Raw genomic sequence first — 2669 nt, 5'->3', positions numbered from 1 at the left:
AAGAAGTAATTAAACCACATCAATTTGAAAGCCTCTATGATGCAAAAGATGTCTTTGACAGATATTTTTGTAACCGGAAAATAACAATGTACTAAAATCGGAAAATAGTGATGTAGTGTTTTCGGAAAATAGTGATGCATGATTTTGGAGTTCTCAGGATTGCCCCCGGGGGCAATCCTGAGAACTCCAAACCAAATTTTTTCGTCCTATCAGCGTTTTTTAGCAAAAACTTTTAAAACCGCTGATTATGAACAGTAAAGATGTAAACAATTGGATCATGTATCATGAAATACACAAATTAAGTCGGATGGGCTTTAGTTGCCCTAAAATAGCCCGCTATGCTGTAATGGATAGCCGCACTGTCAGGAAATACCTCAATATGACTGAAGATGAGTACGAGGACTTCCTGATAAAAAACCAATATCGCCACAAACTTCTTAACCCTTATGAAGATTTTGTCAGGGAAAAACTCGCTAAGTTTCCCGAGACATCTTCTGCACAGATATTTGACTGGCTCAAGGAGCACTACCCTGATCTTCCAAAAGTGAGCGTGCGGACAGTCTACAATTTTACCATGTTTGTCCGTCAAAAGCACAACATCCCTGTTGCTATTAACCCCAGAGAATACGGAGCATTAGAAGATCTGCCATACGGGTACCAGGCTCAGGTCGATTTCGGTGTTTACAACATGCGAACCAGCAGCGGAAAACGCAAAAAGGTTTGGTTTTTTACCATGGTACTCTCACGAAGCAGAATGAAGTATGTCTGGTTTTCTGACAAATCCTTTACCTCGCTCACTACATGTCAGGCGCACGAAAAAAGCTTCAGCTTTTTTAATGGCGTTCCCTTAACCATTGTTTACGATCAGGACAGGGTAATGGTGGTTGATGAAAACTTCGGAGACATCATTCTAACACGGTTTTTCAGAGAGTACACAAGGTCAAGAAGCTTTGGACTACACTTTTGTCGGAAGGCCGATCCTGAAAGCAAGGGCAAGGTAGAGAACGTAGTCCAGTATGTGAAAAAGAACTTCCTGTACAATCGCCTTTATCATGACGTTGATACTTTGAACCAGGAAGCCCTTGCATGGTTGGGACGCACGGCCAATGCACTTGAACACAACTACACGAAACGAATTCCGGCTTCGGAATTTCTTGTCGAAAAGAAGCATTTAAAGCCTTATTTTCCAATGCAAATTGAAGAGCCGGAGGAAGGTTATTACTCTGTCCGGAAGAACAATGTTGTGGCATTTAAAAGCAACTTTTATTCGGTTCCTACGGGTACTTATCAAAAGGGTATCATGAAGGTTATTTTGAAAGAAAAGATTGAAACAATTGAAATATTCACCACTGATGGAGTATTGATTTGCACCCACAAAAAAGCGATGGGCAAAGGCAGAACAATTTCCAACTCCAATCATAAACGCGACCGTTCAAAAAGCATTTTGCAAATGAGTGAATTGGTTGCCAGTCGGTTTTCTTCAATGGATACAGCTAACAGATACCTGGCCGAAATCAAAAGCCGTTACCCCAGATATATGCGCGATCAATTGCAATGCCTGCAAAAGGTGCTGGGACAAAGCAATGATGCTTCACTTAACGATAAAACACTGGATTTTTGCATCCAAAATCAACTCTACTCAGCCACTGAGTTTGTACAAGCATGGCACGTTCTTGAAGCACAACAAGATGTCCGCATTAAGCTTCCGGAGATAAAACCTTTGGGTGGCAATGAAACATTTACCAAAACCAATGAAACACCTTTGATCAGTGACATTGATGACTATGAATCTATTTTTAACGCTTAAAACAGACTAACATGACAAGATCAGACGTTGTCAGGCAACAATGCAAGACTTTAAAACTTGCTTCGCTGGGCGCTACACTGGATGAAATCATCCAAAAGGCCGAAAAAGAGCAATGTACCTACCTCGAATTGGTTGGTTGGCTCATGGATAAAGAGATACAAACCCGAAAAGCCAAAGACATGGAAACACGAACAAAGCAGGCACGACTACCGCTGAATTACAATTTAGACCTGTATGACTCTTCTGTTGACAATGGACTACAAACAGCCCAACTCAAACAAATCAGAGAGCTTAAATGGCTCGAACAAGGCTATAATTTAGTTTTTATGGGACCCTCCGGAACCGGAAAAACTTATCTCGCTGCGGGGCTGTGTTTTGATGCCATTCAGCAGGGCTACAAAGCCTATTTTAAAACCATGGAAGATGTTATCAAGGTATTAAAAATGAAAGATATAACACGAACTGCTGCGAATGAATACAAGCGAATTATCAAGGCTCACTTGCTTGTCATTGATGATATTATGATGTTTCCCGTCACAAAACAGGAGGCGGTAGCGTTTTTTAACTTAATCAATGAGTTACATGGAAAAACCTCATTGATTATCACAACAAATAAGTCGCCTAAAGATTGGGTTGATTTCCTTGAGGATAGCGTGATTGTTACCGCCATTCTTGACAGAATACTCTTTCGCTGCGATATCATAAAATTACAAGGGAAAGGGTACCGAATGGCAAACCGAAAAAATTTCTTTGAATTTAACAATTAATCATCCTATTTTTAAACCAAAATCATGCATCCTTATTTGCCGATTTTGATACATCCTTATTTGCCGAAAATCATACATATTTAATTGCCGGTAAC

2 protein-coding genes are annotated in these 2669 nt (G+C 40.3%); both read left to right on the top strand.

Features of this window, described 5'->3' with window-relative positions; genetic code table 11:
- Positions 1–247: 247 nt before the first annotated feature.
- A complete protein-coding gene (gene istA / locus OQ5_RS0108850; protein WP_016777144.1) occupies positions 248–1807 on the top strand; it encodes an IS21 family transposase in 1560 nt (519 codons plus the stop codon).
- Positions 1808–1818: 11 nt separating this feature from the next.
- The gene (istB, locus tag OQ5_RS0108845; RefSeq protein WP_016777143.1) at positions 1819–2574 is read left to right on the top strand and encodes an IS21-like element helper ATPase IstB; all 756 of its coding nucleotides are present in this window, start codon (positions 1819–1821) and stop codon (positions 2572–2574) included.
- Positions 2575–2669 lie beyond the last annotated feature (95 nt).

It is taken from the genome of Anaerophaga thermohalophila str. Valhall (assembly GCF_000250735.1).
Lineage (GTDB): Bacteria > Bacteroidota > Bacteroidia > Bacteroidales > Marinilabiliaceae > Anaerophaga > Anaerophaga thermohalophila_A.
The sequence above is the reverse complement of the archived record's forward strand: the minus strand, read 5'-3'. Positions and strand labels throughout refer to the sequence as shown.